9 protein-coding genes are annotated in these 12,594 nt (G+C 36.6%); 2 read left to right on the forward strand and 7 right to left on the reverse strand.

Annotated elements, in window-relative coordinates:
• Position 1 precedes the first annotated feature (1 nt).
• A complete protein-coding gene (locus DFQ08_RS07990) occupies positions 2 to 1,894 on the forward strand; it encodes a M61 family metallopeptidase (protein ID WP_114309471.1) in 1,893 nt (630 codons plus the stop codon).
• 84 nt (positions 1,895 to 1,978) lie between these two features.
• On the opposite strand, the gene DFQ08_RS07995 is transcribed toward DFQ08_RS07990, so the two are convergent.
• The 7 genes from DFQ08_RS07995 to DFQ08_RS08025 form a co-directional block, all read right to left on the reverse strand.
• Positions 1,979 to 3,169, reverse strand: coding sequence for a sensor histidine kinase (locus DFQ08_RS07995; RefSeq protein WP_114309472.1), 1,191 nt, complete (start codon positions 3,167 to 3,169; stop codon positions 1,979 to 1,981).
• A gap of 70 nt (positions 3,170 to 3,239) precedes the next feature.
• On the reverse strand, positions 3,240 to 4,730 hold the full coding sequence (locus DFQ08_RS08000) for a S10 family peptidase (RefSeq protein ID WP_114309473.1): 1,491 nt from the start codon (positions 4,728 to 4,730) through the stop codon (positions 3,240 to 3,242).
• A gap of 53 nt (positions 4,731 to 4,783) precedes the next feature.
• Positions 4,784 to 5,554 (reverse strand): TIGR02757 family protein, encoded by a 771-nt coding sequence (locus tag DFQ08_RS08005; RefSeq protein ID WP_114309474.1) that lies wholly within the window; start codon positions 5,552 to 5,554, stop codon positions 4,784 to 4,786.
• Between the two features lie 23 nt (positions 5,555 to 5,577).
• Positions 5,578 to 6,618 carry a GMP reductase gene (locus DFQ08_RS08010; protein ID WP_114309475.1) on the reverse strand — a complete coding sequence of 347 codons (1,041 nt, stop codon included), beginning with the start codon at positions 6,616 to 6,618 and terminating at the stop codon, positions 5,578 to 5,580.
• 241 nt (positions 6,619 to 6,859) lie between these two features.
• Positions 6,860 to 7,909, reverse strand: coding sequence for a GNAT family N-acetyltransferase (locus tag DFQ08_RS08015; RefSeq protein ID WP_114309476.1), 1,050 nt, complete (start codon positions 7,907 to 7,909; stop codon positions 6,860 to 6,862).
• 130 nt (positions 7,910 to 8,039) lie between these two features.
• A complete protein-coding gene (locus DFQ08_RS08020; protein ID WP_114309477.1) occupies positions 8,040 to 8,420 on the reverse strand; it encodes a RidA family protein in 381 nt (126 codons plus the stop codon).
• A 131-nt stretch (positions 8,421 to 8,551) separates the two neighbouring features.
• Complete coding sequence (locus DFQ08_RS08025) at positions 8,552 to 11,317, reverse strand: putative LPS assembly protein LptD (RefSeq protein WP_114309478.1); 2,766 nt, start codon at positions 11,315 to 11,317, stop codon at positions 8,552 to 8,554.
• A gap of 109 nt (positions 11,318 to 11,426) precedes the next feature.
• On the opposite strand from DFQ08_RS08025, the gene DFQ08_RS08030 reads away from it, so the two are divergent.
• Positions 11,427 to 12,542, forward strand: a complete 1,116-nt coding sequence (locus DFQ08_RS08030; protein WP_114309479.1) for an N-acetylmuramoyl-L-alanine amidase family protein — start codon at positions 11,427 to 11,429, stop codon at positions 12,540 to 12,542.
• Positions 12,543 to 12,594: the final 52 nt, after the last annotated feature.

The raw sequence follows: 12,594 nt of genomic DNA on the forward strand, positions 1-12,594 counted from the left end.
CATGAAGAATTATTTAGCCATTTTTGGCTTAAGCGTCGTTTTGGTTGGTTGCGGTACAGCAAAGCCAAACATTAATGATTTAGCAGTAAGCAATCCTATTGTCACCGCTTTAGATTTAACAGCAGTAAACAGTGATAGAGTGCCTGTAACTATTAATCCAGGACGTTTTACTACAGAAACGGTAACCTATAGATTACCGCGTGTGGTGCAAGGAACCTACTCGGTTAGTGATTTTGGGAAATATGTAGATGATTTTAAAGCTTTAGATTATGATGGAAATGAATTAACCGTAACTAAGGTTGATGATAATACTTGGACTATAGCTGAGGCCACTAAGTTAGACGTGATTCAGTATTACGTGAATGATACTTTCGATGTGGAGAAAGTTGGTGGAATTGGAGGAGAGCAACCTTTTTCTCCTGCAGGGACCAATATTGAAGATGATAATTACGTATTAAACCTTCATGGATTTGTGGGGTATTTTGATAGTTTAAAAAACAACCAATATGCTTTAGATGTTACGGCACCGGCAGATTTCGTTAGAACTTCAGCTTTAGAAACAAAAGGGAGTACTACCAGCGAAGATGGACAGTCTGTAACGACGAGTTATTTTGCACCACGTTATTTTGATATTACCGATAATCCTATGATGTATGGGAAATTGGATGTTGAAGAGTTTATGGTAGGTGATATTAAAATTGTATTAAGCGTCTATTCTCCAAACGGGATTCATACGGCTGAAAGTCAGAAAGAAACCGTTTTTAAAATGATGGAAGCTCAAAAAGCCTATTTAGGAGACGTAAATAGTACACCACGTTATGATATTTATTTGTATTTATCAGATGGTTCAGAGACGGCACCTAAAGGTTTTGGCGCATTAGAACATCATACGTCTACGGTTGTTGTATTACCAGAATCGTCAACTAAAGAAGCTTTAGCGGCTTCAATTGTGGATGTTGTGGCCCATGAATTTTTTCATATTGTAACGCCTTTATCAGTACATTCTGAAGATGTCCATTATTTTGACTATAACCAACCTACATTCTCTAAGCATTTATGGATGTATGAAGGGGTAACAGAATATTTTGCACAGCACTTTCAAGTGTACGAAGGTTTAGTGGATGCCCAAACGTTTTACAACACCATGCAGTCTAAAATTAAGATCTCGCAACGTATGGATGATGCCATGAGCTTTACCGTAATGAGTGAGAATGTATTAAAAGAACCTTACGCTTCTAACTATTATAATGTGTACCAAAAGGGCGCTTTAATAGGAATGTGTATCGATATTTTAATGCGTAAAGAAAGTCATGGAGAACGTAGTATGTTGTCTTTAATGAAAGAATTATCGGCTGAATACGGTAAAAATAAACCGTTTGATGATGATAAGATTATTGCTGAAATTACAGCCATGACTTACCCAAGTGTGGGTGAATTTTTAAATACGCATGTACAAGGAGATGTCCCTATCAATTATAATGCGTTTTTTGAAATGGTAGGTTTAGTACAAGGGGAAACTGAAGTAGAAACCAACTACATTTTTGCCGGTGGACAGAACATAATTTTTGATGCTGATCAGGAAAAAGGAATTCTTTTCTTTTCTGCAATGGCTTTAAAGAATTCTTTCTGGAAAGCTCAAGGCGTACAAGAAGGAGATATCATTACCAAGGTTAATGGTAAAGAATTAAACTTATTAAACGCTAAAGAAGTGCTTGGTGGTATGTTTTCATGGCAAGAAGGTCAGGAAATAACTATGGACTTAGAGCGTAATGGCGAACCTGTTGTTATTAAAACAACCTTAACTAAAGCTTTTGCAAAATCTGAAGGTCTTGTTGAGAATCCAGAAGCAACAGAAGGTCAAAAATCATTAAGAGCTGCTTGGTTAAAAGGCTAAGTTTACTCTTATTTATAAAGCTAAAAAAAAGCTGATAAATTTAATATTTATCAGCTTTTTTATGTTATAAAAAAAGGATGGTGCTTATACGGTTTGTGCAATGCTGAAACTAAAAGTACTTCCTTCTCCTAATTTTGAAGTAACACTAATCTGTCCATTGAGTTTTTCTACGAGATTTTTTACCGTACTCAGTCCAATACCAGTGCTCGATTTTATCTTGTCGTTTTTAACGGTTTTAAAAATTTCAAAGACTTGTGTCTGCTGGTCTTCAGGAATACCAATACCATTGTCCTTAACGCTAAAATTATGGTGCGTATCATTTTTATGATAAGAAACCTCTACAGAGCGTTCTGTTTTATCATTGTATTTAAGAGCGTTGTCTATTAGGTTAATTAATATCTGTGTTAAGGCTGCTTTATTGATGTTTTCAATGAGGTTATCCTTGTAAATAAGACTATCATTTTCAGAAATAAGAATGAGTTCTATATCTTCCATAACCGTACGTAATTCTATATCCTCGGTTTTAGAGTTTAAGAGTTCATCTGCAGAATAATACAGTAAAATACCGTCAATATAATCCTTAAGAATGGTGGTGGACTCTTCAATATAATCCAAATACTGAAGGGAATCTTCCGATAAGTTATTTTGGTTCTCGTCTTTTAATAAATCGGTTAAAGAGATGATATTAGATAAAGGCGACTTTAAATCGTGAGACACTAAACTGGCAAACGATTTTAGCTGCTTGTTCCGGCGTTCTAATTCCTGTTTAATCGCTTCTAAATGATCGTTGTTTTTCTTTAATTCAAAGAGATTAACCACCTGTTTTGCCAAGGTTTTAAGCGCTTTAATTTGAGAACTGTTAAGCTGTCTTGGTTTTAGGTCGTAAACACAAATAGTCCCTAATTTATGTCCTGAATGATTAATAAGAGGAACTCCCGCATAGAAGGATATATTCTGCTCGTTAATTAAAGGATTGTCAAAAAAGCGATGGTCTTTAGCGGCATCTTCAACAATAAAAATATCATCTTCAAGAATGGTATGGCCGCAAAAAGAAACATCTCGCGGTGTTTCGGTTAATGGGGTTCCAAAATGAGATTTGAAAAAATTCCGATTCCGGTCTAGAATTGTAATCAGAGCAATGGGAACGTCGCAAATTGTAGCTGCTAATTCAGAAATATTATCATAATCCTTTTCAGGAGCCGTGTCTAATATGTTGTAAGAATTTAAAACCGCTAAGCGTTCGTTTTCATTATTTGGAAATGTAGGACTTTTCATAGGTATCAAATCAATTTGGAAAAACTATATACGGAAAATAGGGTCTTAATGGTTTCTTAAAATTGTAAGTTTATTCATATTTAGCAGATGTTCCGTTTGAAGAAGACGCTTTAATAAATTCTCTGAGGTCATCATTCGCCTTAATTAAATCCTCATGTCTTAAATACATCATATGTCCACTTCTATAACCTTTAAAAAAGAAGCGATCTTTCATTTTTCCACTAGGATCAATTTGCCACTGTGAGTATTTTGCGGCAAAGTATGTGGTAGCCCCATCGTAGTAGCCAGACTGTGTAAAAACTTTTAAATAAGGATTCTGAGCCATGGCTTGGCGCAGATTGTCTCTTGTTCTATCATTACTGTTGTCCCAACGCCCAACGTTACCAAACACATTGTATTTTACGTCCGTTTTAAACCCTAATTCATTTTGAATATAAGCATTGATCGCCGGCGTAAAAGAGTGTAGCCAAGAGGTTAATTCCGGATTGTAATCTGGTCGTGTGCCAGCATCTGTCTTGTCAATGCCGAGATATCTAGAATCTAAGCGGCCTATTGTTTTTCCAGAAGTGTCTCTTAAGAGTTCTTTCCAGAAGAAAGATGTAGGCACATCGAGGTTGTGTTGTAAAATTACATTCTCAGATAGTCCAGAATAGTAACTCATTTTTTTAGCAATAGCAGCTTTCTCGTTCGGAGCAATGAATCCGCCTTTTGCTATGGCCGGCATAAGATCGTTTAAAGCAAATTCTTCTACTTCTGGTAAAACGTCTAAAAGGTCTTTTTGCTGAAGCGCTTCGGGCAATCTGTTGTGATACCAAGCCGTTGCTGCATAATATGGCAAATTTAAACTGGATGCCAATGGGCCACCGGTACGCAATACTTTATAATCTGCAGGCGATACCATAATTACCCCATTTAAGTACATCCATTGTTTATTCTGTAACTCTAGAGATAAGCCCATAACGCGGGTACCCCCATAACTTTCACCTATGATGTATTTTGGTGAAGACCATCGGTCTTTACGCGTGGTAAAGGTATTCATCCAACTGGCTAAGTACTTAATGTCTGCATTAATTCCGAAGAATAATTTATCGGAAGGAAGCTTTCCGTTTTTATCGGCCACTTTTCTAGAGTAACCTGTATTTACTGGATTAATAAAAACAATATCCGCAACATCCAAAATAGAATAAGGATTATCCTTAACTCCATACGGTTGAATAGGGTAGCCCTCATCATCAATATTTAAAACTTTAGGACCGGTATAGGCAATATGCATCCATACGGAAGCAGAGCCAGGACCTCCATTGAATGAATAGATAATTGGTCGGTTTTTGGCCTTAGTAATATTGCTGCGCTTGTAGTAGGTGTAATAGAGAGAAGCAATTATTTTGCCCTCATCATTCCAAACGGGTTGAAAACCTGTTTCAGCAGTATAATTTACAGTTTTTCCTTTAATGCTAACACTGCCTTGTGTGGTGTAAGCGGTGTCTATTGGAATTTTTAAGTCTTGCGAAAAACTAAATAGAAAACTAAATAAAAGCAAAAACGAGGTGTACCATTTCATATGTTGAGCAATTTAAAATAAATGCTTTAAAGGTACTAATTACAAATGGATTATCAGAAGTTTTCAAACACGCCAAGCCCAAATAAGGCAAAATCATATTTTACGGGGTCTGTGGGGTCCAGTTTTCGTAGGGCTTTATCCAATTCAGCTAAGGCTTTACCGTCGTTTTGTTTCCGTTTTAAAAGGCCTAATTTCCGAGCTACATTTCCGGAGTGTACATCCAAAGGACAACTTAATACTGCGGGCGAAATGCTTGTCCAAATTCCAAAATCAACCCCTGTGTTGTCCGCTCTAACCATCCATCTTAAAAACATGTTTATACGTTTTGCAGCTGAATTTTTAAGCGGATCACTAATATGTTTCTGGGTGCGTTTGAGATGTGGTATTTCAAAAAAGCAATTTTTAAACTCGTGAATACTACGCTGAATGGAATCCTTTTCTACATGAGCTTTAAAAACGGCTTCTAGGCCTTGGTGTTGCGCGTAGATGTGTTGTAAGCTTTTTATAAACTGAATAAAATCTAATCCATTAAACGTACGGTGTACAAAAGTTTCTAAGCGCTCTAAATCGGAATCTTGGTGCTGTGTAATAAACTGGTAAGGCGCATGGTCTAACAAGTTCATCATTTTATTTGCATTATTAATAATGCTTTTACGGTTACCCCAAGCTATGGTTGCTGCCAAGAAACCGGCTATCTCAATATCTTCTTTAAGCGTGAATTGATGTGGAATTTGTATAGGGTCACTTTTAATAAAATCAGGTCGATTGTAAAGCTCTACCTTCTCATTAAGGAAGGCTTTTAGCTCAGCTTTTTTTAGTTTCAAATTGCAAAAAAGTTAATGGGGCATTACCCGTTATAGACTTGGTTTTCTTGTTCTGCCACACGTATAAAAGTGGTTCTTTTAGTCAGTTCTTTTAATCGTGCTGCCCCAACGTAGGTACAGGTACTTCGGAGGCCTCCTAAAATATCTTGCAAGGTGTTTTGTACATCCCCTTTATAAGGGACTTGAACCGTTTTACCTTCACTAGCGCGGTATTCTGCAACGCCTCCGACGTATTTGTCCATAGCTGTAGCAGAACTCATGCCGTAAAATTGCTTGTATTGTTGATTGTCTTTGGTGATGAGGTCTCCACCGCTTTCGGTATGCCCTGAAAACATTCCGCCGAGCATTACAAAATCGGCCCCTGCTCCAAAAGCTTTAGCAATATCCCCGGGGGTTGCACACCCACCATCGCTAATAATTTGCCCTCCTAAACCATGAGCCGCATCGGCACATTCTATAATAGCGGATAACTGAGGATAGCCTACACCTGTTTTTACACGAGTGGTACAAACACTTCCAGGACCAATACCCACCTTAACAATATCTGCACCCGATAAAATAAGTTGCTCTACCATTTCGCCGGTAACGACATTCCCTGCAATAATGACCTTATCTGGATAAGTGGCTCTTGTTTTTTGTAAAAATTCTACAAAATGCTCAGAATACCCATTGGCGACATCAATACAGATAAATTTTAATTCCGGATGCGCTTTAAATACTGTTTTTAGTTTTTTGGTATCCTCAGATCCGATACCTGTACTTATAGCAATATAATTTACAATATCTTCTGGGGCCTCACTTAAAAATGTGCTCCATTGCTGTGGTGTATAATGTTTGTGTATGGCGGTAAATAGTTGCTGTTTTGCTAAAGCGGTTGCCATTTCAAAGGTACCCACGGTATCCATATTTGCAGCCATAATAGGAATGCCTTTCCAACTTATTTTGCTGTTTAGAAAGTTGAAGTCACGCTCTAAAGAAACCTGCGATCTACTTTTCAAGGTCGAACGTTTTGGACGAATCATTACATCTTTAAAGCCTAATTTTATATCGTGTTCTATATGCATAATTAGAATGAATTTTGGTGCTATTCAAAAATACAAGTTCTTTACCTTCAGACGGCACAAATTTGGATAGAACAGCATTTGTTTTATTAACAATTGTTTATAGGGGAGAGGAGTAGTTGACTTTATAACAAAGCTCTTTTGTTTCGGGGAAGATAGAATTCTCAATATTAGTTTTTGAGACTAAAAGTTATAATGTGAATAGGGAAACCTTCAAAATTATAAAGGGGAATAGGGGAAGAAATTAAGAAAGAGATTTTAACGGCGCGCGATACTTTGGAAAGAATCCTTTATCGAGGTCTTCTGATTTTAACTCAGTTTGTAAGTGAGACTCCGAAAGCGCTTTGTAGGCGTCTTTATTAACGATGTATTTCCAGATTTTAAAAATCTTAACATCCTTAGAGAATTTAGCTTTAAACTCAAATAAGGAATCTTCTTCGCTGCCTTTTCCACCACCTAGGTTAAGGTAATGATAGCCCTGAAGTGTGCCTTTAATTCGCATTTCATCAATAATGAGTTTGATAGGTTGAAGATCAAAATATAAATGGTTTAAACCCGAGAGATGGTATTGAATAATGTTGCCCGATTTTATAAAAATAGCACCAGCGATAATTTCACCGGTGGCATTGTATTTACACATCATTAATGAGGCTTCATAATCGTCATTCATAAGTAACTGGCGGTAATAATCAGTATCAAAAAAATAATCGTCAGTGGCTTCAATACGTCGCATGTTGTCATGATAGAGACTGATAAAAATATCCAAGTGTTCTTCAGTTGTCCCTTCAATAACCGTACATAATTTTCTGGCTTTATTGATATAGGTTTTTAAGCGTCTATTATAGCTTGCACGTTGCTCTTCTAGAGTTTTGCTGAGGTCTATATATACCACTTTTCCTAAGGAGGTAATCTGTCCTAAATTCTGAAGCATAAATTCGGCTTCATCAATATAGGGGTGGAGTCTGGTGAAGACGGCTATAATCTTGGTTTTATTTAAAAAGGTATTTAAGGCCCTGTAAAAATTGTCTTTCTTAAAATTAGGGTCTATGTTTTGAGCTAAAATACCACAATAGCCATAAACAGAGGTGGCATCTTTGTATTCAGAATTTTCAATATTTCTGAGAAGTAAGGGAAGAAAAATGACCGATTGTCCTTCATTATACTTCAGTAGAACAGGAAGTTCTTCTTCGCGTTTTGAAAGTTGATGATAGCTATAAGTATGGTAGAAATCGACCGCTCCTATACGGTCTAATTCTGCATTCCACTCTTGTCTATTCGTAATAACCTCAATCATTTATGAAAAAATTTATGATTAAAGTTAACAAAATAAAAAGTAAAAAAGAGAATCTTTACGAATTAAAAAAACCTCTAGTCTTTTTCTCTAGAATTAGAGATTCAGAAAAGAGGTTTATTTAAGTTGTTTATTATTTTATAGCAATCATGCTAATTTCAACATTGACAAATTTTGGTAAGTTGGCAACTTCTACTGTTTCTCTAGCAGGCGCAGTAGCTTCATCAAAATAAGTACCGTAAACGGTATTGATGTCTTTAAAATTATTCATATCACTGATAAAAATGGAAGACTTTATAACGTTTTCAAAACTCATGTCAGCAGCCTCTAAAACCGCTTTCATGTTTTCCATAACTTGCTTTGTTTCTGTTTGAATATCGTCAGTAACGAGCTCCATAGTTTCAGGGTCTAAAGCAATTTGTCCGGAGGTATATAGGGTGTTTCCGCTTAAGATGGCTTGGTTGTATGGGCCAATTGGTGCTGGTGCTTTAGGAGTGTTTATTACTTTTTTCATAGAACTTAATTTAATGTAGTGATGTGAGAGGTTTGTTCTCTATTCAATACCAAATTTAAGATAAAATTTGAAAGTGCACTCTTATGAAGTAAAAAGAAGTAAGTTCTCTCTTAAGGTCTAGGACAAGAGAATTAATTCCCAACAGTTTGATCCGCTTGCTTTTGCTTGTCGTATTTTAAATCTTTTAATAAGTTAGATTTAATACCGATAAAGAAGTTCCAAGAGCTTTGGTCACTAAACGGAATCCATGAAAAATTCATTCGCCAACTTAGTAGATCGCGTTCAAAACGTAATTGGGTATATGAGAACCCTTGATTGGCAAAATCGTAACCTGAAGAGGCTCCAATACTCCATTTTGGTGAAATGTCTACATCACCAGAAAACATTAAAGAATGGCTAGATATTTCGTTTTGGCGTTGCGTATTGTTGTAATTGGCCGCATAGGCTAATCGTAAACTCCAAGGCATTTTATAGTTGTAAAATTCGTTGTTCTCTTCCTGTTCATCTTCACTTCGGTCATCATCTGAGAGGCGCTTATTAGCATAATCTTGAGTCCGTCCAAATAAATCGTCCGTACGGCCACCTGAACGTGCAGATTCTGCAGCAGAGGCTTCCTTTTCTTTATCATCCTTACCCGAAAAACTATCGTTAGATAAGGTATAACTCATGCTGACGTTAGCTGAGGTTAGACGAAATAAACTTCCCCCATTATTAATGTTAAAGGTGTTGATGACGTCGTTATTGCTGTCTAAAGCATACGGGTTCATCGTCATGCTAAAGTTAACACTCATTTTATTGTTTAAAATCTGCGTTCCTCCCGTTAATCGTAATGGACTCCATTTTATGGAGTCGGCTGCAATATCATAAGCCGTAGAAAAATTAAGACTATTTAATAGGGTTACTTTTTCAGGTTCGGTTTGTGTAGAATCTTTGGCGCGTACTTTAGCTTCAATATTATTACTTAAAGATAGCCCAATGCTACTTGAAAATGCATTTCCTGGAGCCCCGTAAAGCGAGTTTTCAAACCGTGAGTATTCTACTTGGTCTGTGGTTGTACCATCAGCATCAATAACGTCGTAGGTTTCGTAATACTGATCAAATGCCGGTGTAATGGAGTAGCTAATAGAAGGTCGCATAACGTGCCTTATGGCTTTCAGTTTCGCGTCTTTATTTTCATTTTCAAAATCGTACATACCATAAATGGTGGTTCCTATACTGGCACCAGCACTATAGGTTAAGTAACGATCAAAACCATTTTTGTTTACGGTAACGACTTCGTCATTCGCCTGATCGTAATAACGACTTATGGTTTTTAAGGTCCAATTTTCCTGAAGGCTTGCATTGGCACTTACACTGAAATAATCAAAGATTTTAAAATTGGTGGTGATTGGTAAGCTATGCGACATGCCTATTTCAGCATCGTCATACATTTCACTTTTTCCAAAAATAGAATCGTTGGTTTGTATGCTATATTCCCCTCTGGTGGTGACTTGAAAGTTGATGTTTTCAATAATCCCGTTTTTAGACCCTGTCTTTGGGGCAAATGGGTAAACCCTTCCCATAGACGCTTGTAATGTTGGTAGAGTTAGATTAATATCGCCAGTATTGGTATTCTGACTGTGTGTTGCCGTTAAACTTAAATTTACTTGTGGGTCTCCAGTAAAGGTTTTGGAATACGATACAGAAGACGCTAAGGTGTTGTTAAGAAAATTAGATTGGTTGAGCTGATTGATAGACTCTTGGTAATAGGTGCTACTTCCTAAGTTTACAGAGGCCGAGAATCTAGAATTTGGGTTAGCCTTTGTGTCTTGACTGTGGGACCACCTGATGTTGTAAATGGTACTCTGACTAAAGTCGGGGAAACCACGCTCTTCATTAAGAAGATTTTCATATCTAAAGCTAATATTTCCTTTAAACTTATAACGTAGGGCATAGTTGTTTTCTATACGCAATCCGTAACTTCCATTGGTATAATAGTCTCCAAGAACGGCCAAATCTAAATAATCACTTATGGCAAAGTAATACCCTCCATTCTGTAGGTTGTACCCTCTATTACTGTCTTCACCAAAGGAAGGAAAAATAATTCCGGAGGTTTGCTTTTTGGTCATCGGGAAGAAGGCAAATGGCAACGCTATGGGGGTAGGGACGCCATAAATTTCCATATAAGTAGGACCTACAATAACTTTTTTATTCGGGACCATTTTCATTTTAGTGGTCACAAATTGATACTCTGGGTCCTCCTCATCTTCAGCCGTTGTAAAACGACCGTTTTTCATAAAGTAAACCGAATCATTTTCTTTCTTCGTTATAGGCGAATAAACCTTAAAACCTTGTTGCTCCGTTCTCGAATTAAAAACCAAAGCTTTTTTTGTTTCGGTATTAAAGACAATAGAATCGGGTTCAATAACGTTTTGTCCTTGTGTAAAAACCGGGCGTTGGCTATATCCTGTGGAATCTTTTATACGACCAGCATAAACTAAATTCTTGCTGTAATCAATTTCAATAACCCCAGCTTTTATCTCCATATCTTGGTATAAAACTTCGGCTTTATTGTAAAGGTAAATTTTGGTTTTCTTTTGGTTTAAAGAAACATAGTCCGCAGCAGTATACTTTACAGTACCTTCTAAAAGGCCTTTCTGTTTGGTAGAATCTTGCTTAGTAGAATCAATTTCTATGGTCTTTTGTGGCGGATTTATAATGGAATCTAACACAATTGAGGTGGTGTCTTTCTGCTGTTTAGCAGGAATACGACCTTCTTTTTTCGGTAATTCTTGTGCCAAGCTAAACGTGTTAATAAACACTGTAAAACTAAGGGTAAAAAGTATGTATAAGCTTTTTGTCTGCAATGCTTTTAAGTGTATTTTTGTAAAAGTATGGCTCGGTTTTTGAAACGCCAAAAGTACAGTATTTTTTTTGATTAGTTTATTAAAACTAGAAAATGAAAATTACGAACTTATTTAATGAGGACATTGTGTTAAACCAAGTTGAAAAAACGTTAAATTACATATGCAAACGATACCTAAACCTACAATAGTATTATTCATTCTTATATTTATTAGTTCTTTAACATCTTCGGCCTATTTACAGGCGCAAGACAATAAATTTGTTGTTGTTTTAGATGCAGGACATGGGGGTGGCGATTCTGGAAATGTTGGAAACGGACATAGTGAAAAGGATATTGCCTTAAAAGTTACCCTAGAGGTAGGGAAGGCTCTAGAAAAAAATCCGGATATTAAAGTGATCTATACCCGTAAAACCGATGTTTTTATAGAATTACACGAACGTGCTAATATTGCCAATAGGGCAGATGCAGACTTGTTTGTCTCTATTCATTGTAATGCGCACAGCTCTCAGGCTAGCGGGACTGAAACTTTTGTTTTAGGTGAAAAAAATACGGGTCGTAATTTTGATGTCGCTAAAAAAGAGAATGAAGTGATTTTCTTAGAGGATAATTACGAAGAAAACTATGCGGGTTTTGATCCTAGCTCTCCAGAGTCTTCAATTGCTATTGGTATAGAACAGGAAGTTTATGTAGAACAAAGTGTGGTTCTAGCGCGTAAAATTGAAGATAATTTTATCGGGAAGGCAAAGCGTAAAAGTCGTGGCTTAAAGCAAGCTAGTCTTTTGGTTATTCGTAATACCTACATGCCAAGTGTATTGGTAGAGGTCGGGTTTTTAACCAATAATAGCGAAGGGAAATTTTTAAACTCTAAGGCCGGTCAGACTAAAATGGCGAACGCTATAAAAGAAGCGGTTTTAGACTATAAAAAGGAACTCGATCAGAACGTGGGGAGTAAAATTCTTCAGGTTGAAGCGGAATCCATGGTTGAGGAAAAAGAAAGTCCTCGTGTTGTTGAAGGCATTGTTTTTAAAGTGCAAATTGCGGCCAGTTCTAGAGCTTTAGAACCTAAGTCGTATAATTTTAAAGGGCTTGCTGATATTTCGAGAGAAAAAACAGGAGCTGTCTATAAATATTACAGCGGACAAACCTCTGACTACAATGAGGTTAAGCAGCTTCAAAACCAAGCCAAACTAAACGGATATCCCGGTGCATTTGTTGTTGCCTTTAAAGACGGAAAAAAGATTGATGTTTCCGAAGCCTTAAAATCTGATTCAAATTAAAAACTTTATTAGTATATTTATTCCTAATTTTGTTTACAAACTAAATAAAGCC

The organism is Winogradskyella arenosi (assembly GCF_003337305.1).
Classification (GTDB): Bacteria; Bacteroidota; Bacteroidia; order Flavobacteriales; family Flavobacteriaceae; genus Winogradskyella; species Winogradskyella arenosi.